The 20,820-nt window shown below is 58.0% G+C and carries 12 protein-coding genes and 2 pseudogenes; 7 read left to right on the top strand and 7 right to left on the bottom strand.

Going from position 1 to position 20,820, the window contains the following annotated elements; translation table 11 throughout:
- Positions 1-89: 89 nt before the first annotated feature.
- A pseudogene (locus GGD46_RS33980) lies at positions 90-340 on the bottom strand (IS6 family transposase); the annotation flags it as partial.
- A 222-nt stretch (positions 341-562) separates the two neighbouring features.
- Here GGD46_RS33980 and GGD46_RS24995 point away from each other — a divergent pair.
- The 5 genes from GGD46_RS24995 (at position 563) to GGD46_RS24975 (ending at position 5,196) form a co-directional block, all read left to right on the top strand.
- Positions 563-1,516, top strand: a complete 954-nt coding sequence (locus tag GGD46_RS24995; protein WP_184709040.1) for an N-acetylglucosamine kinase — start codon at positions 563-565, stop codon at positions 1,514-1,516.
- Positions 1,513-2,379 (top strand): amino acid ABC transporter permease, encoded by an 867-nt coding sequence (locus GGD46_RS24990; RefSeq protein WP_184709037.1) that lies wholly within the window; start codon positions 1,513-1,515, stop codon positions 2,377-2,379. The genes GGD46_RS24995 and GGD46_RS24990 overlap by 4 nt, the downstream gene beginning before the upstream one ends.
- Complete coding sequence (locus GGD46_RS24985; RefSeq protein WP_210325714.1) at positions 2,376-3,164, top strand: amino acid ABC transporter ATP-binding protein; 789 nt, start codon at positions 2,376-2,378, stop codon at positions 3,162-3,164. The genes GGD46_RS24990 and GGD46_RS24985 overlap by 4 nt, the downstream gene beginning before the upstream one ends.
- Before the next feature lie 63 nt (positions 3,165-3,227).
- Positions 3,228-4,118 carry an ABC transporter substrate-binding protein gene (locus tag GGD46_RS24980; protein ID WP_184709035.1) on the top strand — a complete coding sequence of 297 codons (891 nt, stop codon included), beginning with the start codon at positions 3,228-3,230 and terminating at the stop codon, positions 4,116-4,118.
- 70 nt (positions 4,119-4,188) lie between these two features.
- On the top strand, positions 4,189-5,196 hold the full coding sequence (locus tag GGD46_RS24975) for an SIS domain-containing protein (protein ID WP_184709033.1): 1,008 nt from the start codon (positions 4,189-4,191) through the stop codon (positions 5,194-5,196).
- Positions 5,197-5,203: 7 nt separating this feature from the next.
- Here GGD46_RS24975 and GGD46_RS24970 read toward each other — a convergent pair whose 3' ends face one another.
- The gene (locus GGD46_RS24970) at positions 5,204-6,352 is read right to left on the bottom strand and encodes an ROK family protein (protein ID WP_184709031.1); all 1,149 of its coding nucleotides are present in this window, start codon (positions 6,350-6,352) and stop codon (positions 5,204-5,206) included.
- 723 nt (positions 6,353-7,075) lie between these two features.
- Between GGD46_RS24970 and GGD46_RS34550 the strand changes: the two genes are divergently transcribed.
- Positions 7,076-7,438 carry a YbhB/YbcL family Raf kinase inhibitor-like protein gene (locus tag GGD46_RS34550; protein WP_184709029.1) on the top strand — a complete coding sequence of 121 codons (363 nt, stop codon included), beginning with the start codon at positions 7,076-7,078 and terminating at the stop codon, positions 7,436-7,438.
- A 221-nt stretch (positions 7,439-7,659) separates the two neighbouring features.
- Here the strand turns inward: GGD46_RS34550 and GGD46_RS24960 are convergent, their stop codons facing one another.
- Both GGD46_RS24960 and GGD46_RS24955 read right to left on the bottom strand, forming a co-directional pair.
- A complete protein-coding gene (locus tag GGD46_RS24960) occupies positions 7,660-8,772 on the bottom strand; it encodes an FAD binding domain-containing protein (RefSeq protein WP_184709027.1) in 1,113 nt (370 codons plus the stop codon).
- A gap of 12 nt (positions 8,773-8,784) precedes the next feature.
- Positions 8,785-9,987, bottom strand: coding sequence for an MFS transporter (locus GGD46_RS24955; protein ID WP_246806465.1), 1,203 nt, complete (start codon positions 9,985-9,987; stop codon positions 8,785-8,787).
- Positions 9,988-10,095: 108 nt separating this feature from the next.
- Here GGD46_RS24955 and GGD46_RS24950 point away from each other — a divergent pair, with 108 nt between their 5' ends.
- Positions 10,096-11,001 (top strand): LysR family transcriptional regulator, encoded by a 906-nt coding sequence (locus tag GGD46_RS24950; protein WP_184709023.1) that lies wholly within the window; start codon positions 10,096-10,098, stop codon positions 10,999-11,001.
- A 1,391-nt stretch (positions 11,002-12,392) separates the two neighbouring features.
- Here GGD46_RS24950 and GGD46_RS24945 read toward each other — a convergent pair.
- The 3 genes and pseudogenes from GGD46_RS24945 to GGD46_RS24935 form a co-directional block, all read right to left on the bottom strand.
- The gene (locus GGD46_RS24945) at positions 12,393-18,503 is read right to left on the bottom strand and encodes an MBG domain-containing protein (protein ID WP_184709021.1); all 6,111 of its coding nucleotides are present in this window, start codon (positions 18,501-18,503) and stop codon (positions 12,393-12,395) included.
- A gap of 525 nt (positions 18,504-19,028) precedes the next feature.
- Positions 19,029-19,475 (bottom strand): annotated as a pseudogene (locus GGD46_RS24940) (DDE-type integrase/transposase/recombinase); the annotation flags it as partial.
- Positions 19,476-20,392: 917 nt separating this feature from the next.
- Positions 20,393-20,800 (bottom strand): hypothetical protein, encoded by a 408-nt coding sequence (locus tag GGD46_RS24935; protein ID WP_184709020.1) that lies wholly within the window; start codon positions 20,798-20,800, stop codon positions 20,393-20,395.
- Between the last annotated feature and the right edge of the window lie 20 nt (positions 20,801-20,820).

The raw sequence follows: 20,820 nt of genomic DNA, 5'->3' as shown, positions 1-20,820 counted from the left end.
CCATCTCGACCGTGACAAAATCTTAAAAGCGGCCCGCACAGCGGGTGGCTCTTTAAAGTGCGTCCCAACCCTCGACAATGGTCATAAGAGTGTTTCCTCCCGCCGATTGTCACGACCACCTCGGCAAGATGCCAAACATCGCTCGAGCAGGCGGCTTTCGTCGCAAACGGCCGGCATAGTCCGGTCCGAATTTCTTCGCCCAGCAGCGGATGGTTCCATAGGAAACGACTATGCCACGCTCCAGCAGCATCTCGTCCACCAGACGCAGGCTCAGCGGAAATCGAAAATAGAGCCAGACCGCATGCGCGATCACAGCGGGAGGAAGTGATGACGCTTGTATCTTACAACGGCTGCATCATGACCGCCAACTATCAGCCAACGGCCTTCATCGCCGGTTAACCTGACATCGCCCGCAGCGAAGCGTGGTGTCGGCATACCGAGCGGCGGTTCACGAAATCGACGAGTTCTCCGCGCTCATTCTCAGCATGACGACGACGTTCCAAAAAAGTTCTTGCGCTCCTCATTTAATTAGGTAAGTTTCCTAACAAAAGGAAATGGACGCATGAATGTTGGAATAGATATTGGCGGTACGAAAACACAGATCATTGCTGAACTTGACGGCAACGCCGTCGGCGAGATGGTCGTGAACACGGCCGAATGGCGGGGGCGCGTCGATCACGATGCGGACGTAAGAACGCTCGTCTCGCTGCTCATCACGACTGCGGGGATAATGCCGGCGGTCACCGTCGTCGGTGCACATGGTTGCGACAGCGACGAGGATCGGTTGGTGCTGCAAACGAGGCTTTCGTCTTATTTGCGCGGAACGGTTCTGGTTCTCAACGATTCCGAACTCCTGCTTCCCGCAGCAGGCAAGACGAACGGCATCTCGGTCATCAGCGGCACGGGTTCAATCGCGGTCTCGCGGGATGCAATGCGGAGAATGATCGCATCTGGCGGATGGGGTTGGTATTTGGGCGATGAGGGCAGCGCTAGCGGGCTCGTGCGCGAGGCGGCCCGCACCGTGCGCTTTGCGCTCGACCAAGGCGAGGCCCTCGACCCCCTCGGCAGCAACCTGCTGGCAGCCCTCGCTGTTTCCTCGCCCATTGAACTTGGTCGGGCGCTGGGTGAGATCGGCTCAGCCGCCGGGATAGGCCAACTCGCTCCACTCGTTTTCGCCGCCGCCGATGCGGGTTCGAAGCAGGCCGAGAAGGTCATCGCCGATGCAGGCATGGCGCTTTCAGTGCTTGCCGAGCAACTGGTTCGACGTGGTGCGTCGTGTTGTGACGTCGTGACTGGGGGGGGCGTCATTGCACGGCAGCCACGCCTCCTTGCTGCATTCCAATCTGCCCTGGTGCAGCGCTTGCCGGATGCAACGCTGACATTACTGCACGAGCAGCCCGTTCTGGGGGCGATGGTGCTGGCGCGCAAGCTGCGTGTCGGCGCTCTGCCCGAAACCCTTCCGCTGCCACATATCGATGGCGAGTTGAAAACCGCTTGGGATTGGAAAGCAGCATGACGACCCAGAAAATCATTCCAGCGAGAAACTGGGGGCAGCGTATCGCGGCATTGGTGCTGATTGCCATTGTCGCCATGCTTGTGTTTTTGGTTGCCACCAGCCGGCACATTAGCTGGTCGGCCGTACCTCAGTATATTTTCGACGAGACGATCCTCGATGGGATCAGGTTGACGATCCTCTTTACCGTCTTGTCAATGATCATCAGTATCGTTGCCGGTGCGATCCTTGCAATGCTGCGGCTTTCCTCGAACTCAGTGCTTTCCGGCTTTGCAAGCCTCTACATCTGGTTCTTCCGCGGCACGCCGCTGCTGGTTCAGATCATCTTCTGGTTCAATATCCAGTTGTTCATACCGAGTATTGACATCGGTTCGCTCCATGTCGACACCAACGCAATCGTCACAGCCTTCGTTGCGGCTCTTCTCGCCCTCAGTCTCAACGAGGCAGCCTACATGGCCGAAATCATTCGCGGCGGGTTGATGGCGGTAGACAATGGTCAGCACGAGGCAGCTAAGGCGCTCGGCTATACGCCAGTCCAGGCCATGTTACGCATCATCTTCCCGCAGGCGCTTCGCGTCATCATCCCTCCGATCGGCAATCAGACGATCTCGATGCTGAAGACGACTTCGCTCGTTTCTGTCGTCGCCGCCCAGGATCTGCTGACGCGGGCGCAAAACATCTACGCCAGGAACTTCCTGATCATCGAGCTGCTAATCGTGGCGAGCATTTGGTACCTCATCATGACGACCGTCGCCTCTGCTATCCAATTCGTCATCGAGCAGCGGCTTGGAAAAGCCACGAACCAGGGGCCCAGCCTCTTGAAGAACGCCTTGCGTGTGATGCGCGCCGAAGGGAGAAACGGATGAGTATTCAAGATATTTCGCCGGCAGTCTCGCCCATCGTCGAAGCGATCGATGTGCACAAGTCCTTCGGTTCGCTCGACGTGCTCAAGGGCATCAACCTCTCGGTGAAGAAAGGCGAAGTCGTATGCCTGCTCGGCCCATCGGGAAGCGGCAAGTCCACATTTCTCAGGTGCATCAATCATCTGGAACGCATGACGAGCGGCCGAATTCTCGTCGATGGCCGGCTGATCGGCTACCATGAACGAGGCGGCGCACTGCATGAAATGAGCGGCAAGGAACTGGCAGCACAGCGCCGTGACATCGGTATGGTGTTTCAGCGCTTCAATCTCTTTGCCCATCAGGACGTCCTGACCAACATTTCGCAGCCGCCCATCCTCAATCGCGGCAAGCCCCATGACGAAGCGCTCGCCCGCGCAAGAGAGCTTTTGAAAATAGTGGATCTGGAGGGGCGCGGAAATGCCTATCCTTATCAGCTCTCCGGAGGCCAGCAGCAGCGTGTTGCAATTGCCCGCGCCTTGGCGATGAACCCGAAACTCATGCTCTTCGATGAGCCGACCTCGGCGCTCGATCTTGAACTTGTCGGCGAGGTTCTGAACGTCATGCGCAAGCTGGCAGCGGATGGGATGACGATGATCGTAGTGACCCATGAGCTCTCCTTTGCGCGCGAAGTCGCCGACCGCATCGTCTTCATGGACCAGGGCGTAGTGGTCGAAGAGGGTCCCGCTCGCGAGGTTCTCGACAACCCCAGCCGGGACCGAACCCAGGCATTTCTAAAACGGATGCACTGACCGGCAGGCATCGAAATAAGGCCGCGCGTCCTTCACGCGCATCAGGAAAAAAGGGGAATATCAATGACAGGGAAGACAAATCTGGCGATCATCGTTGCCGCCACGGCAGTTCTGGCAAGCTCCACCGGATGGGCGGCAGGCGTCGATCAGAAACTGCATGACATGCTGCCGGAAAAAACCAAATCGGCCGGTGAAATCAAGGTCGGCACGGAACCGCAGACGCCGCCATACGATTTCTATGGCGAAGACAACAAGACGATCATCGGTCTCGAGCGCGAGCTTCGTGACGAAATGGGCGTTCGTCTTGGCGTGAAGTTTACAGACGTTCCTGCACAATTTGCGAGCATCATTCCCGGCATCCAGGCCGGCCGTTTCGATATGGGCATGTCGGCTTTCGGCGATTTTGCCGAACGCGAAAAGATTGTCGATGTCGTCAATTACATGCTCGAGGGCACCAGCATCATCGTGCTGGAAGGCAATCCGAAGGGCGTGCATAAACTGAAGGATGCGTGCGGCCTCAATGCCGGCGCGGTTCAGGGCTCGATCCCGCTTCAGCTCCTCGACAAGCAGAAGACGCTTTGCCCGGCCGACAAACCGCTTAACGTAATGCAATTCCCCTCGAACGATCAGATCAAGATCGCATTGCAGAGCGGGCGCGCCGACCTTTCTATGGATACCACAGGCGTTGCGGCCTATAGCCTCCAGCATCAACCCGCAGGCAACAAGAAGCTCGAACTCATCAGCGGCACTCAATATGCCATCGGTTACCAGGCAATGCTGGTCGGCAAGGAAAGCCCACAGCTGCGCGATGCGCTGGCGGCCACGATGCAGTCGATGATCAACGACGGCTCCTACGCCAAGATCTTCCAAAAATGGGGTCTCGGCGAAAACAAACTCGACAAGGTCACCATCAACGATGCCGGGCGCTTTGCCGACTATATGAAGCTGGATTGAGGCCCAGCAAATCCCCGGCGGCCGCGTTTCGCTCGGCCGCCGTTTTTTTTCCAAATATACGGGAATGACCATGACAGACAGAGTGCCCTATCGCGAAGCAATTGCGCTTCAGCCCGCCGCCCTGAAGGCCTGTTTCGATGCCGTTTCCACGCGGCTCGTAACGCTTGACCTTGAGCCGATCACAAAAGGTCCCACGGTTCTGGTCGGGATCGGAGCCAGTCTCTGCGCGGCTGCTGTGGCTGCAGCGCAGATGCGCGCCCAAGGCTTACGGGCTTTCGCCTTGCCTGGCACCGATCTCTATGATCCGTCGATCGATCTCGGCAACGCCTATATAGCCTTTTCGGCATCCGGCCGCAGCGAAGAGCCGGCCCGCGCGATGGAACTTCGTCCGAATGCGCATTCCTACGGCATCGCCACGGCCGATGGCACACCGATTTCCCGTGTCGTCAAACAGATGATCGCGACCGGGAGCGGCGCCGACAGTGGCCCGAACACGACAAGCTATCTCGGCTCGCTGCTGACTGCGGCTCTGCTTGCCGATAAGGCTGGGCGCTCGTCTGCTGTAAATTGGGCTGAGATATCTGATCGAGCCACGGCCGTCTTGAAGATGACCGGCGTGCAGGCTGACAAGGCCGCCAAGCTTCTTGCCGGTAAGAAATCCATCGACTGCGTCGGTACTGGCACTGCTTGCGGAACAGCCGGCTACGCAGCACTTCTCATCCGAGAAGCAGCACGGATTGCGGCGCAGGACTGGGACACGCTGAACTTTCTGCACGGACCGATGGAGCCGAACGACCGAGATAGCGGCGTACTGCTGTTCGGTAACGGACGAGAAGTCAAGCTGGCACAGGATCTCGCGGGCTTCGGTATTCCGTCGGTTTTGGTGACGTCGGAAGCCGGTGTCGCGGATACGGACAATCTGGTCGTCATCCATGTTGCGGCCTTCTCCAAGGGCATCGGCGATGCGATCCTGCAGGCCATTCCGGCGCAACTGCTTATTGCAACGCTTTCGGAAGAGGCGGGGTTGCCGGTCTGCGAATTCCGCTACCGTCAGACCGATACCAAGCGAGACATTTAAACGCTCTTCAAAGGCTGATCTGGTCGACGGTCAGCGCTCCCGGATAGAGGAAGGCAGGCTTTCCTTCCTCTCCCAGCAGTCTCGCCATGGCAAAATCGATGGCGAGACGCACGGCCCCGAGAACGGTTGCCTGGTTTGATAGCTGGCCGCTCACCACCTCCACCGGCCAGCACAGTTCCTTCACGACGTCTCTGACGGTCGGCAGCAGTTGTGGATTTTGCCCAACACCGCCGCCAAGTACGATCAGTTGCGGATCGAGCACGCTCACGCAGGCCGCGGCCAAGTTTCCGACATCTCGGGCATGCTGCTCGACAATAGCGCGCGCGGTCGGGGATTGCTCGACGCGAGCAAAGAGATCGCTGGTGCTTTCCGGCGGCTTTCCTTCCTGTTCCGGCCAGTTAGCGGCCGCACGCTCCAGCAAGGCTGCGGAACCCATGTAGGTTTCCACCTGCTGCCACATTGGCCGCTCCTTCTCGGACCACGGAAATGGCAGATGACCGATCTCGCCTGCGCCACCCCTGAAGCCACGGAACAGGCGTCCGTCGAGCACGATGCCCATGCCGGTCTTCACGCCGATCTGCATGTAAATCGCAAAGGAACGCTGCTTTGCCGCTCCCTCGTGATATTCGGCAAGGGCGGCGCAATTGACATTGTTCTCCAGGAGTACTGGCGCACCATAGGTGCACTGCAGCCGTTCCAGAATGGGAAGCAGTATCTCGCGCCCGAACATCCTCTCCAATGATGCGGAAATGATATTGGGAAGCGCAATTACCAAGGCGCGAAGCGGCATCGATCGGGCTTCGAACTGTGAAAGCAGCCGTTCGATGACATCCTCGATCAGCAGGAACCGTTCGGCGGCGGATGTATCGACGAGTTGTCTTCCCGCGGTTGCGATCGTCGTTCCGTCGAGGCCGCGGGCAATTGCGTTAATATGGGTCGTGCCACAATCGATACCGACGACAAAGCCGGCGTTTGGACCGAGACCGTAGGTGATCGATGTTCGGCCCACGGACCCGCGATTGATGCCGGCTGGGGCGACAAGATCGTAGCGCTCGAGCTCACTGACGGCTGCCGACATGGTCGGTTTGGAGAACATCAGCGAGGCGCTCAATTGCGGTCTGGTGGCAGGTCCGGTACTCGCTATCGTTCGCAGCACTGCTCGTGCACTCTCCGTCAGCGGTGGCGCATCAATTCCGGTCTGTTGCCATGTAGTAATCAAAAGACACCCGGAGCCATGAAGCCATTCATAAAGCTTCCTTACCATCGACCTAGCGAAATTGACAGTCATATCCTATTGAAAAATATGACTTGCTGAGCCGAGCCAACTGTCGCATTCCGTCCGGAGAACGACATGGTGCTGCGGACCTGGTCAAGTGTTGTCCTCCTGCTTCCCCCGATCACTCCTATCTCGTCGACGCTTCCTTCGCAGGTTGATCAAGCCCCTCAGATATTCTCACATTGTTTGAAACACAGTCGTACGAGATCCAGATGTTGCGGTATCATCTTCTCACCTCGGCGCTTTGTTCAGGCCGATAGGCCTCAATGCGAAAGTCCATTTCTTGCTCCCGGAAAAGGCGTGACAAAGCCCTCTCGTGCGAGACCAGACGGCTTGGTTTTCCTTCGTTCAGCGGAAGCGGACGTTCGAGAAGCAGGGCATGAGACCATCTTACCTAAATGAATTGCAGCGCGAAACTAACAGGCCCTGATGGCTGCGCAATCATGTTTTCAAGGGATCGTGAGCGCCTCTCCTAAACGGCCAATATCATCCCGAAACGTCGAGACTTTCGAGCGCAGATTTCGCGGATGCGCGGCAATCCCACGTCAGTTTTCCGGCCGTGGATTTGGCTAAAATATTTCTTCGGCTCTGGATTGGTGCAACGTGCCAACGGAAAGCGCACAGTTTGTCCTCATCATCGAGGACTCTGACGTTCTCTTGTCGCGACCCTTTGCGCATCTCCTGGCTTACAGAGCTGCTGCGCGAAGGACAGGATTTGAGAGAGGCGAACTCAGCCGTGCGACCGACTACAAGCTGGGGCGCAACACATTTGGCCCTAGCGGATATGCCGGGCCACGCGTGTGGATGGGCCATGGCCTTCATCGCTATCATTTTCAACTCGTTGCGCTCAACACGCCCATCGAGTTGAACAGTGGCGCCAGCCTCTCTGACCTCTTGAGCCAAATGCACGGCAAGACGGTTGCGCGTGGACGCCTCATCGGCGCATTCGGACAAATCCCCGTGTAATTCCTTCAGTTCTACTGACACTCCACCCTTGCCGACTGTCCGGATTGTTGCTGACCTGGCCGACCATGCAATCATTTGAGAATACGATCCGGACAACACATGAGGCTGAATCGACTTGACCAGGTCTCTTTTCACCTCTGACCTCAAGAATATCGACAACATCCACCCCTCCGACCTTCCTCAGTCAGATCGGCAACGAGACGTTCAGCTGACTGACACCGCTATAGTGCCGACGCTCCAAGCCGGCGACCGTAGGCTGCGATCTCTCTACCGACGGGCAAACGCTGCCGCTGGTATTGGGCAAGCGCTTCGGCAAGATCATCCGATCCCGACAGAGCGTCCCGCAATGCGATGGCATCGCCCGCCGCTTTCGAAACGCCCATGGCGGTATGCGGACGTACGACGAAAGCGGAATCGCCGAGGAGAGCAAGGCGGCTCGATACCATGTGCTCGGCCTCATAGTCGAAAATGCCCTGGATCGAGGGCTGAGGCTCCGTTTCGACAGCAAGCGCGAATTGAGGCGGGAGAGCAGAAACGGCATCGCGCCTCAGTGCCTGCAAGCGCTCATCCGCCAGTTCGCCACGCGGCAAGGAGTGCTCGTAGACCCGGCCTTCCGCGCCGGTGAACAGTGCGCGCAGGTCCCGCTGCAAAACCGGACGATACCACACCCAATTGTAGCGGCGCTTTCCCGTCTCGAGCTCGCCTTGCTGGCCGGGAACCAGATAGCCAAGCACATGAATGCCGCGCGCCACATAAAAAGCGAAGCGATCGAGAAGGATTGAAGCTTCAGTCGGCAGGGCGGCCTCCGGTATGAGGCCGCGCCAGGCAACGTAGCCGGCATATTCGTTGCGGCTTTGTTCATTGAGCAGGCTGCGCACGACGGAACCAAGGCCATCGGCACCTATCACCAGATCGGCATCCTCGGTATTGCCATCGGCGAATGTCAGCCTTACACCTTGAGCGGTTTCGATGAGTTGATCGACTGGGTGCCCGGTGAGATAGCTGTTGGGCGCCAGATGCGACAGGACCGTCGCGTAGAGGACATCCCAGGATATCTGGGTCTGCGGTGTCGCCAGAAGCTCGGCCACGCCACCATCCTTGTTGAAGTAGATCCTTTCCTTGGCGACGACACCGATGCGGGCCACGTGCTCGCATCCGATCATGCGCAGGATCTGGAAGAGTTCACGCTGGCCAACCAGCCCTGCTCCTCGACCGGCAAGGCCTGAGGACGAACGCTCGTAGATTTTGACGTCATGGCCATCGCGTTGCAGGAGAATGCCAGCAAACAAGCCACCAAGCGAGCCACCGATAATGCGAATTTTCAAGGATTTCATGGCATCCTCCCCTTACTGAGCAGTCGTTACCGCAGTGCGTGCCCGGCGTTCGCTGATCTGAATGGCGACGGCAACAACCGCCAGGACTGCGCCGAGAACACTGACACCGTTCCAGCCGGCATAACCCCACGCCGCCGTCGCCAGTGCCGCGCCGGCAGCACCGCCGAGAAACATCGCGGTCATGAAAATGGTATTGAGCCGGCTGCGCGCTTCCGGATCGAGCGCATAGACAATGTGCTGGTTCGACACGAGAGCGCTCTGCACACCGAAATCAAGGACGATCACACCGATGACGAGCGCCACAAGCGAAGCCCACATGCCGAAGATGACCCATGCGATCAGCGTCAGCAACGCACCCAGCAGAACAGCAAAATGAGGGCCGCGGCCATCGGCGATCCTGCCGGCAAGCGGCGCCGCGAAGATGCCGACCGCGCCCACAATTCCGAAGAGACCGGCAATATCGGCGCCGAGCTGGAAACGTGGTGTTTCAAGGTAAAGGGCAAGGATCGTCCAGAATGCGGTGAAGGAGCCGAAAAGAGCGGCCTGCATGAGAGCTGCAGAGCGTAAGGCACTTTCTCTCTTCCACAGATGGGCGAGCGACTTGATCGCTGTATGATACCGCATGCGAGAAGCCGGCTTATGGCTTGGCAGCGTGAAAAACATCAAGGCGGCGGCAATGATTGCGAGCGGGACACCGATCCAGAACATGTCGCGCCAGCCTGCATGCGCTCCGACAAAGCCGGACAGCGTGCGGCTGAACAAGATGCCGGACAGGACGCCGGCCATGACCGTACCGATCGTCGCGCCGCGCTTTTCCGGTGCGGCGAGCGTTGCGGCGAATGGTACGATCTGCTGCGCGACCGTTGCCGTGGCGCCAACGGCCAGCGATGCGGCGACGAGCGCCCAGGCAGACGGTGCGATTGCCGCGAACGCCAATGCAACGGCAAGTACCAGAAACTGACCGATGATCAATCGGCGGCGATGGACGATATCACCGAGCGGCAAGAGGAAAAGCAGCCCTGCCGCATAGCCGAGCTGTGTTGCGGTCGGGATAAATCCGGTGATCGGCTGATGCGGAAAGTCGCTCTCGATGATACCGAGCATTGGTTGATTGTAATAGATGTTTGCGACGGCGATGCCGCTTGCGGCCGCCATCGCAAACAAGGCCGGCCTCGCGATGCCTTGGACGGCCGGAGCTTGATATGCATGTCCCATGTCCATGATCCTTCGTTTCTTATGAATCTGTGCCTAATCAACTAGCTTTTTATCGCGGAACGTTTTAGTGATCTTAGATGATCGTCCTGTATAACGGTTTTCGATATAATGGATACGAGTGACGTCCTGGTTTTCACCACTGCCGTCTCCGCCGGCAGCCTCGCGGAAGCGGCAAGGCGTCTCGGGCTTCCTGCCATGGTCACGAGCCGGCGACTGGCATCACTTGAAGCATCGCTTGGCGTGCGACTTCTCCATCGAACGACACGTTCGCTCTCCTTGACGCCGGAAGGCGAGAGCTTTCTCCCCTTCGCGCAAGCCGTCGTCGAAAATGAAAACGCCGCTTTGGCGCTCCTGCATTTAGGTGTCGCCGGCGCGGCCGGATTGCTGCGCGTCTCCGTGCCGATATCCTTCGGGATCAAGTTCGTCATGCCGATGGTGCCGAGGCTGCTCAACGAAAATCCCGAACTGCGGATATCGGTCGACATGACCGACAGCCTGCCCGATCTGGTCGCAACCGGAACAGACCTTGCCATCCGGATCGCCAGACTGCGTGACAGCAGTCTCATCGCGCAAAAACTGGCGGACAATCCGCGCCTCATCGTGGCGAGCCCCGAATACCTTGCACGCCGCGGTAAGCCGGCAAGCCTGGACGAACTGGTCGACCACGACTGCCTCGCCCTCGGCAGTGCAACACATTGGACCTTCCAGACGGCCGATGGGGAAAAGCATGCAAGATTGGGCGGCCGCTTCTCCTCCAACAGTATTGCCGGGTGCCAAACCGCATGTCTTGCCGGCGGCGGCCTTGCTCTGCTTTCGACCTGGTATGCCAGCGACGACATCAAGGCCGGCCGCCTTGTAGCCATCGACCTTCAAGGAGCGCGGCCCGACACCATCAATATCTGGGCTGTCTATCCGACCTCGAGGCTTGTCCTGCCGAAAGTTCGCGTCTTCATCTCCGCATTGCGGACGGCGCTCGTTGCCGCCGGCCTTCGCAATTCCAGTTCTATTGAGTGATAATCGCCGCCCTCACTTTCTCCGGCGTCAGCGGCATGTCGCGAGCGCAAGCGCCGCCGAACAAAGGCTGGTCGGGCTGATTTTCGACGATAACCTCGTTTCCCCAGGTATTCCCCGAAATTGCAGGAACGGATAACCCTCGAGGCGGCTCAACGCGCGCAAAGCGAAGTCGTTGAAAATCTCTGTATTGACGTGTAGCGCGCTCTACCCAGGCGCGTCAGCGAGAAATGCCGGTCAACTGAGAACGGATCCCAAATTTGCACGTGATTGTCACCGTGGTTCCATTTTGGCCACCTGGCCAAAGAGCCGGCGCCAACGACGCTGCGAGAGGATGGTCTCGAAACACGAAGACTCTCTTGCGGACGCAGCTCAAGATCTGTCAAACGGAAAGGGTATCAAATCGACGTGACGACATGTCCCGCGGCCGACTGTAATCACGTTCAGATGGTCCGAATACAGCGCGTATTTTCCCGTCGACCGATTGAATGATTCAAAGTAGCTGCTCTCACGCACCGGCTGACGATTCACAAGAATTAGGTCGCCACCTTTGGTTCTCAATTTTTGGAGATCCCCGCCCGGTTCTCTCCAAAGGCGTTGCGCAGTATCGATTGTATATTCTCTAGTACGTAAAAGTGTACGTTTCGGTCCCCGCCTTCCCTCAATCATCACAAGTTTCTCCTGACACTCAACGGTGAAGTAACTCTTGCGGTGAGAAGTCTTGGGGAATTCGGACGCCATTGCCTTCGAGGGATCTTTGGGAAAGGAATCTGGATCGATAAAAACGATAGGCCGGGCCAATTGAGCAACTTCAACTCTTTGTTCAGTCGAGTAAATCGGCGAAGCATGGAAGGCAATCGCCGGGAGCGTCCATGCAATAAGCCTAAGAATGTTCAAATTTATCCGCGCGCGATTTGAAACGTCCCTCATAAAGAGATCCTCCCCTTTGACGATATTGAGGCCCCACTGTCATATCGCCCGGATAAACACCAAAATATACCCTGTTGAAATCTAAATTAAACTTGACACTTTCCGCTATTACTAGTTTTTTCGGCTAAGTTACCTGTGCGAATTCATCAGCAGAAAAGACATAAGACTTAAAGCGAGCGATGCGCCCGTGACGCCCTTCGGTCGGCTCTGCGGGGTCCCTGATGACTCTATTCGAGCGCTAAACCCAGGCGTCAGGATCATCGTGGGTGGGTGCGGTACGAGCTGAGGCGCTTATGCTAGCGGCTTCCGACAGATCGATCGTTGACCGCCGCGCCCTGCGCGTTGGCGAACGGATTTGACGATCGACCGTAGTCGTCTCAGCGGTTTGCTTCACGCTAATCTTTAGGGCGTTGTCGTCGCGAACATCCCTGCGATCGCCTGCCTCTCCATTTGCCGCAGTGTACTTACGGCGTGGCCTGCACCAGGCAGCCTGTGCCATCTCCGAGACAGACAACGGTGCCGGCAAAGCGAGGATCCGTCAGGAACAGACCGCGCCCCGCTTCGGTGTAGGAGAAGCGGCCGTGATCCTCGGCCGGCAGCGGCGGTAGCGGCGTTGCCGTGTCGGGCGCATAGGAGCGCGGCACGATCGCGCTGGCCAGATCCGTGCTCGGGCTTGAGGGTGGGGCCGTGACCGTCAGAATGCCCTTGACGAAGCTGAGATTGTAATTGGCCAAGGCTGCAAGGCTTCCCTGTTCAATCGCATAGCTGCCGGGGGTGGAGAAGCGATCGGCGGCGCTGGCCAGTTGACCGAAAAGCCGATCTCCGTTGACGAGGCCACCGCCTGCGACCGTATAGGTGAAGTACGGATTGGCAGCACCCGCAGCACGGCTGGCATTGTTGGCAATGACGCTGATCAGGCGCGGCGTAATCGTCAGTCTGGCACCGGTATAGGTAATTGCGTAGTTGGCGTTGCCGAGCGTGCCGAGGCCGATGGCGTAGGAGCCGATACCGGAGAACTGGCTGGCCGACGCGGCGAGCGCCCCTGTCAGCGTGTCGCCATTGACGAGGCCGGCGGCGGCATAGCCGAAGACCGGGTTTTGGTCGCCATAGGTTCGGGTTGCGCCATTGGCTGTGACGGCGATCGCCCGCGGCGTGACCGACAATGTGCCGCCGAGGAAGGTCAGGTCGTAATTGCCTGACGCGGCAAGCGAGCCCTGACCGATGCCGTAGCTGCCGACACCGGAGGCCGCCGTCGCGGAGGTTGCCAGTCCGCCTGTCAAACCATCACCATTGACAAGCCCTGCACCGCCGATCGTGTAGGAAAGCGCCGGATTGGCATCGCCGTAGATGCGGGTCTGACTGTTGACCGCAACCGTGATCGCGCGTTTGCTGACCGTCAGGTCTCCACCGATGAAGCTCAGATCGTAGTTGCCGGAGGCAGTAAGCGTGCCCTGCGTGATACCATAGGTGCCGACATTCGAGGAGCCGGTAGCCGATGTCGCCAACAGACCCGACAGCGTATCACTGTTGACGAGGCCTGCCCCGCCGATCGCATAGGTCAGAGCCGGATTGGCATTGCCATAGATGCGGCTCTGGTTGTCGGTCGCAACCGTGATCGCGCGCTTGTTGATTGTCAGGGCTGCCCCGCTATAGGTGATCGCGTAATTTGCGTTGCCCAGCGACCCTTGCAAGATCGCATAGGTGCCCACGCTCGAATATTGCCCTGCCGTAGTCACCAGCGATCCGGAAAGCGTGTCGCCATTGACGAGCCCTGCGCCACCGACCGTGTAGGTCAGCGTCGGGTTTGTATCACCATAGGCCTTCGACTGTGCGTCTGCCGTTACCGTCAGTGCCCGCGGGTTGATCGTCAGGTCTGCGCCGGCGTAGCTGACCGAGTAGTTGGAATTGCCGAGGCTGCCGATCGTGATGCCATAGGTGCCCACATTCGAATATTGCCCTGTCGTAGTCACCAGCGATCCGGAAAGCGTGTCACCATTGACGAGTCCTGCGCCACCGACGGTGTAGGTCAACGTCGGGTTTGCATCGCCATAGGCCTTCGACAGCGCATCCGCCGTCACCGTCAGCACCCGCGGGTTGATCGTCAGGTCCGCGCCGGCGTAGCTGACCGAGTAGTTGGAATTGCCGAGGCTACCGATGATGATGCCATAAGTGCCCACATTCGAATATTGCCCTGCCGTAGTCACCAGCGATCCGGAAAGCGTGTCGCCATTGACGAGCCCTGCGCCACCCACCGTGTAGGTCAGTGTCGGGTTTGTATCGCCATAGGCCTTCGACTGTGCGTCCGCCGTTACCGTCAGAGCGCGCTTATTGATCGCCAGGTCTGCGGCTGTGTAGCTGATCGAATAGTTGGAATTGCCGAGGCTGCCGATCGTGATGCCATAGGTACCCACGTTCGAATACTGCATCGCCGAAGTCGAGAGCGAACCGGAAAGCGTATCGCCATTGACGAGCCCTGCGCCGCCCACCGTGTAGGTCAGCGCCGGATTGGCATCGCCATAGGTTTTTGACAGCGCATCCGCCGTCACCGTCAGCGCACGCCTATTGATCTCCAGGTCTGCGCCGGTGAAGCTGATCGAATAGTTGGAATTGCCGAGGCTTCCGATCGTGATGCCGTAGGTACCCACATTCGAATACTGCATCGCCGAAGTCGAGAGCGCCCCGGAAAGACTGTCGCCATTGACGAGCCCCGCGCCACCGACCGTGTAGGTCAGTGTCGGATTAGCATCGCCGTAAGTTCTCGACAACGCATCCGCTGCCACCGTCAAGGCTCGCCGGTTCACAGTGAGATCCGCCCCGATATAGGTGAGGGCGTAGTTGCCGGAAGCCGTGAGCGAGCCTTGCGTGATCGCGTAGCTGCCGACATTCGAATATTGTGCTGCCACGGTCGCAAGGGAACCGGAAACCGTATCGCCGTTGACGAGGCCGTTGGTCGTATAGGTTAGCGCCGGATTGATGTCGCCATAGGTCTTCGACAGAGCGTCGGCAGTCACCGTGAGGGGGCGCTGCGTGACTGCCAGGTTCGCGCCGATATAGGTCAGCACGTAATTGTTCGATGCCGCAAGCGCGCCCTGTGTGATCGCGTAGCCGCCGACATTCGAATATTGCCCGGCGGCGGTTGAAAGCAACCCGGAAAGCGTGTCGCCATTGACGAGGCCGTTGGTCGTATAGGTCAGCGCCGGATTGATGTCGCCATAGGTCTTCGACTGCGCATCCGCCGTCACCGTAATCGCACGGGGTGCCACAGTCGCGGTGTTGCCGACAAAGGTGATGGCATAGTTGGTATTGTCGAGCGTCCCCCGTGTGAGGGTGTAAGTGCCGACGCCGCTCGTACTGGTGAGACCCCCAAGACTGCCGGACAAGACATCTCCGTTCAGCAACGAACCACTCGTCACGCTATAGGCGGGCGAAGGCGTGTCGCCATAGGTGAAGCTCTGGCCGGCATTCGCCGTCACGGTAAGCGCACGCTGATTGATCGTCAGGTCAGCGCCTACATAGTTTATGGCGTAGTTGGCATTGTCGAGGGAGCCTTGCGTGATCGCATAGCGACCCACATCGGAATACTGCCCGGTGGTTGTCGCAAGCGAGCCCGAAAGCGTGTCGTTGTTGACCGTGCCTGTAGTTGTATATGTCAGCGCTGGATCGGCATCACCATAGGTTTTCGTCTGCGCCTCCGCCGTCACCGTCAGTGGGCGTCTTCCTATGGTCAAGTTCTGACTGTAATCGACATAGGCCGTGCGGGAGCCGGTCTCGCTTAACGAGATGACTCCGGCATCAGCGTAATTATAGGTTCCGGCATTGGTCGTGGCCTTAATCGCGCTACCCCAGTTGAATGTGACATTGCCTGCGCCGACGCCCGAAAGCGTCGCACCGGTGATCGTTGAATTGCTGTCTCCATAGGTGCGGGAGGCACTTCCGATCTTGACATAGTCGTCATAGAGCCCGCTGCTGAGCGAACGCAGCATCATATAGCCATTGTTCGCGCCGCTGGTGGATTTGCCCCAGACGGACGTAAAATCCCAGCCCGCGTTGATGAAAGTGAGCGGGTCTTGCATGGCAAGGCGTCCAAGGCCGCTGGCGGAGAATGTGCCTTGACCGCTGTAGCCGGTGCCCGAGTATTGGTCGCCGGTGTCCGTGTCCCAGAAACTGTTGCTGACGGTACGTAAATTCAAGCCGACCAAACCGTACCCGGGGCGCAGGCCTGAGGTAAAGGTGTATGCAATGGTGCCGCCATTGACACCAACCAGATCACCGACATATTTGTAGCCGGTGACCGCGCCGGTCGCGTAGGCCTGCGTGACTGAACCCACGCTCCAGCCGACCAGTCCACCGACATAGAAATTGCCGACGACCGCGCCGGTCGCATAGGATGTCCAGACCGAGCCCAGGTTGTAGCCAACCAGACCGCCAACATTGTCGCTGCCGCCGTTGACCGCGTTGGTGGCAAAGGACGATGTGACCGAACCTGCGCTGTAGCCGACCAGACCGCCGACATTGCTATGACCGTAAACCGACCCGCCGACCAAACCGACGCGCGCTATCTGCGAACCCGCGCCCGCATAGCCGAATAGGCCGGCAGAATTAACGCCGCTTGCGTATAGATTGTAAATCGTGTGATTTTGTCCGTCGAAGTTACCGTTAAAACCATTGGAATTGTTCAACACGTTGCCAGCGCGATCGACGCCGATCGGCACGAACCCTGCACCGGTATTCCAGTGAGTGGTTACGGAGGCGTCTATGTTGTTGGCAAGCCGCCAAGAGGCGTTGAGAGAGGTACTCGACGAACCGATACCCTGCAGGCCATAGGCATCCGCGAGTGTGTAAGGCGTAGCGCTGGTGCCGTCACCGCCGGTGACACGCAGGAAGGACGCACCGCCGGTGATGCGGAAGTCCCTGGCCAAAAAGGCGGGCAGTGCAGCGCTGTTCTGCAGCCAACTGCCCGAAGCCAGCACGAATGTGTTGACATTGACTGCCGCCGGCGCGGAAATCACACCACCGGATGCGAGCGTCAGCCCGCCCGTCGTCACATTGATCGCCGCATTGATATTGATGTCCGAAGCGGCATTGAGCGTCAGCGTCGTTGGTGCATTCCAGGCGACTGGCGCGGCAACGGTGATGGTGCCGGCCTGCGATCCGGCACTGCCGAGGCCGCCCGTCGTCACGGTGACATTGGCGCTTGCGAGCGCATTGGTCAGCGTGTTGACGTTGATGATGCTGTCATTGCCTGACGCCGTGAAGCCCGACGAGTTGCTGTCCGTCGCCGTCGATATCGTCACATTGTAGGGATCAAGCAGCAGATTGCCGACGGAACCATGCGCCGCGGTCAGGTCGGTGAGGCCGGTATAGGACAGCTTCGCCTTGCCGGAGACCTCCACCTCGCCGCCATTGCCGGAGACCGCGCCGCCCTTCGCCGTGATCGTCCCGGCAAAGCGCGTCAGATCGTCGGACCACAGTACGACATTGCCGCCATGACCCGTCGTGACCGCATCGGCATTGATGACGGTGTTGGCATCGACAGTGAGCGTCCCGGCATGCTGCAGTGCTCCCTTGCCCTGGCGGTTGCCGCCGATATTGACCGTGCCGCCGCCGGTCTTGCCCGAGGCATTGATCTTCGCATTGGCAAGCGTGATCTTGCGGCCGGTCACCTCAACCTTGCCGCCGGTGCCATGCTTGCTGCTGGCATCGATCTTGCCGGTGACGGCAACTTCGCCATCGCCGCCCGACAGCACGATGTCGCCGCTTCTGCCCGAGACACCTTTCGCCTCGATGGTCCCCGACATGTTGACCGCCTGCCGCGCCATGTCCTTGGCCGCTGCTGCGGTGAGCTGCACCGTCCCGCCCCTCGCCGAGATCCTACCGCTATTGTCGACCAGCGCCCCACTGCCTTTAGCCTTGGTCGGCACTGCCACCTGCAGAAAGCCGTCGCCGGACAGATCAAGCGTTGCCTGCTCGCCGGATCCCAAGGCTGCCTTGCCCATCGGCACGGTGATGACACCGGAATTGGCGACCGCGCCGCCGATCAGCGCCATATAGCCGCCGCGGTTAATCGTGATCGCACCGGCATTCGTCACCGGCGCCGAGGCGCCATTGCCGGTAAACGTCCGCTTGCCGCCCATGAAGTCGTCATCGGAGATGCCGAGCGTCGAGGCGACGAAGGCGCCGGCCTTGACCGTGCCTGAATTGGTAATGGCAATGCCGTTCGGATTGATCAGATAGACCTGGCCATTGGCATTGATCTGACCTGATATGGTCGACGTCGTCTGACCGGTGACGCGATTGAGGATGGCTGCATTGGCATCGGGCTGGACGAAGGTGACGCGGTTGCCCTTGCCGACATCAAAACTCTGCCAGTTGACGACGGCGCTGCCGCTCGTCTGGTTGATCGTCAGAGCCCCTGCCGATGGCGACCCGATCGTCGCACTGCCGGCTGCCACCTGACCGCCTGTCGGCAGTGACTGCGCCAGCACTGCCGTCGAATGCACCAGTGCCGTCGAGGCAAGCAGCGCAACAAGACGGGTCTTATGGGACAGCGTCATGCGGGTCGTCTGTCTGGTCATTGCCATCACCTTCAGGAGGAGGAGGCCGGCAACCAAAGCCGCAAGCCACTCCCTTTCATCGTCCACTCGTTCGCGATGCCAAGATCGTTCGGCCGAGGCATCGCTCGAAACCAATCGCTCTCACATTACTGTTGTCGATAACGTTAGGAACGTTCTGCCAAAGGGCCAACATCCATTTTTGACATGCGATTGGAATAGGATGTTCGAGACGCTGGCGAGGGCCTGTAATCCTCGGGCTGGCTAGAACGATTCGCTCGGCTGATGACAAAGACGTATCCCCTCGGAAGAGGGCATTCCGCGATCAGCGCGGCGGCGTCAAGTTCGCTGGCATCTTTTCTGCTCTCGAAGGGATTAGAACTCGCGGCCCTCATTTGATGTCGAGACCTTCTGCCGAAGTTCAGTGACTTAGAAGTGAGATTGAATGCGCTCAACCGAGGTTATTGATGAGTTTCGCTTAAGGGTTCAGCGCGGGCTCTGTTGCGAAAATTCCATATTGAAGGGAATTGCCCCGCCCACCTGCGGTCGCTACGGGGCCTGCCCTTCGATATTCCGGGTGAGTAGAGCTACCGCTTCCGTCAGCGCCCTCGGTCCGATGCCGAAGGCCCGTTCGACGATACGGACTTCGCCACGAATGTCGCCGGTTAGATTGAAAATCGCGGCTTGGCCCTTACGAAGAGCCCGCATGGCCTCGAATCCTTTGATTGTCGCATAGGCCGCTTTCAACGTCTTGAACCCTCTCACCGGCTTGATCAGTTGTTTCAGCTTGCCGTGGTCGGCGTCGACGACATCGTTCAGAAATTTGACCTGTCGATGCGCAAGGTCATCCGGGCATTTTCCTTCTGCCTTCAATTGCGCGATGGCAATCCCATAGGTTGGCGCTTTGTCTGTGTTGGCCACAGTCGGTTTTTCCCAGTCTTTCAGGCCGTTCAAAGCCTTGCCGAGAAAGCGCTTAGCCGCTTTCGCATTGTGGGTCGGCATCCGGATATGGCAGGATTGAGATCGCTATCAATGATTGCGTGCTGCTATTTCAAAGGTGAGGTACTCCAAAAAATCAGTCCTCGTTGAGCATGTTTTAAGCGCATCATCCACATCGATCCGACTTATCGGTGGCGATACGTTATTCGTAAATATCAAACTGAATAGTGACATCAATAATTCGCTCAACTTAGTCCAATTGGCTGAATTATAAGAATTGCCAAATAGCCTCGACACATCCTCGCCGTCCAGAAAACCGCTATCGTACGATGTATGGTCCTGCTCAGGCCGCATGTCACTTAGCATTACCATGGAGATTTTTTGTACAATCCCATTTCTGGTTACGCAAATGAACTTCGTTTTCCCTTCGTAACCAGCATCTACGACATCAATGATGCCTGGCGTGTCTGCTCGATTGTTCACCGGGCTCTCCTTACTTTTGTCTTACAATCGTGTGTCCAACGAGTGATGTCGCAAAATTTGCGGGTGTCATTGTATAGCTTAGTCCTTCAGGGTCGAGAATTTTGACCATCCCGCTCTCCGTTAAACCTGAAACGACTACCCAGTGCCCTGGAAGAAGCGCGAGGAATGGCTGAGTTCCTTGAGCTGACAAGACCTTTACAGCGCTGGCCGCATTAGCTGTGGTGATTGGTAACTCAAGGCTACCGCCAATAAATTCCGCCCCCGTCTCCTTCGTCAGCGCTTTTGCCAGTTGAGGGCCTGTCGTTATTCCGTCTCCCACGAGATTGACAAGTGAGCCCTCTGACACCCCTTCAAAACCCAATACATTAGCAAGATGCGCCGAATCAGATGGTGGCTCATCGCGCGCGTCGTTGCCTGTGCTCCATAAGCACGTATCCAACAAGCAAGATTGCAAGGTAAATAAATTAAATGATTATAATAGTATCTGTCGTCTAAGGGGTTCTTCTTATGATCTTATCTCTAAATTTATCTACCATTTTTGCTTGATCACTAGCCTCTTCATGCCGCTTTACTAAAACATCTTGATCGCAATCAGCGTAATCAAGAAAATCTTGTGGCAACCGGACCTTATGCGCCCTTACCCAACGCGCGAGCACGCCGTCCCATGCGAATTTTCCATCAGTTCTAATATAATGTGGCACGTCCCATTGCCCCGTCAATGGATCTTCTGTCATCCCCATGAATTCAAGTATTGGCATACCAGAATCCATGTAATCTGCTATTTTATTGGCTTCGTAAGGGTGCAATATATTCATATTATCAAATACACTGGGGGAAGCTTCTTGCCCATATCTGCGGGTCATCTCTCTGTATGGAAGTAAGTATATCAATTGTGACACGGGCTATTTTCCTTTCGACG

Source organism: Martinezella lusitana (genome assembly GCF_014207095.1).
Classification (GTDB): Bacteria; Pseudomonadota; Alphaproteobacteria; order Rhizobiales; family Rhizobiaceae; genus Rhizobium; species Rhizobium lusitanum_B.
The sequence above is the reverse complement of the archived record's forward strand: the minus strand, read 5'-3'. Positions and strand labels throughout refer to the sequence as shown.

Coding starts and splice junctions, on each gene's coding strand:
- GGD46_RS24995 (WP_184709040.1), top strand. CDS start 563: ATGAATGTTGGAATAGATATTGGCGGTACGAAAACACAGATCATTGCT.
- GGD46_RS24990 (WP_184709037.1), top strand. CDS start 1,513: ATGACGACCCAGAAAATCATTCCAGCGAGAAACTGGGGGCAGCGTATC.
- GGD46_RS24985 (WP_210325714.1), top strand. CDS start 2,376: ATGAGTATTCAAGATATTTCGCCGGCAGTCTCGCCCATCGTCGAAGCG.
- GGD46_RS24980 (WP_184709035.1), top strand. CDS start 3,228: ATGACAGGGAAGACAAATCTGGCGATCATCGTTGCCGCCACGGCAGTT.
- GGD46_RS24975 (WP_184709033.1), top strand. CDS start 4,189: ATGACAGACAGAGTGCCCTATCGCGAAGCAATTGCGCTTCAGCCCGCC.
- GGD46_RS24960 (WP_184709027.1), bottom strand. CDS start 8,772: ATGAAATCCTTGAAAATTCGCATTATCGGTGGCTCGCTTGGTGGCTTG.
- GGD46_RS24955 (WP_246806465.1), bottom strand. CDS start 9,987: ATGGGACATGCATATCAAGCTCCGGCCGTCCAAGGCATCGCGAGGCCG.
- GGD46_RS24950 (WP_184709023.1), top strand. CDS start 10,096: ATGGATACGAGTGACGTCCTGGTTTTCACCACTGCCGTCTCCGCCGGC.
- GGD46_RS24945 (WP_184709021.1), bottom strand. CDS start 18,503: ATGACCAGACAGACGACCCGCATGACGCTGTCCCATAAGACCCGTCTT.